1 pseudogene is annotated in these 289 nt (G+C 59.5%); it reads left to right on the top strand.

Going from position 1 to position 289, the window contains the following annotated elements:
• Nucleotides 1–109 precede the first annotated feature (109 nt).
• Nucleotides 110–289: pseudogene (locus NE591_RS16450) on the top strand (hypothetical protein); the annotation flags it as partial.

Genomic DNA, 289 nt, shown 5'->3' with positions numbered 1-289 from the left:
TCTACGTGGAGAATCCCGGCGCTCGCATCGACATCGGCAAGCCCATCGACAAGGACTTTTACCATATGCCCACCTACCATACGCCCTTCGAGGCCTACGATGAGAGATGTTCCCCGACACCGAGCCGCACATGGCCGAAGGTGCGGCCGTGATGCTGTTCTTCCAGGTGGGCGAGCTATTCCAAAGCTACGCCGTGACAAGTCGCGCCAGTCCATCGCGGACATGATGGATATCGCGCCCGAGTACGCGAACGTCATGGAGGAGGGCAAGCTGAAGCAGGTGGATCCCT

The sequence above is a fragment of the Adlercreutzia sp. DFI.6.23 genome, assembly GCF_024462535.1.
GTDB lineage: Bacteria > Actinomycetota > Coriobacteriia > Coriobacteriales > Eggerthellaceae > Adlercreutzia > Adlercreutzia rubneri.
This window is presented reverse-complemented; position numbering and strand designations above follow the sequence as displayed.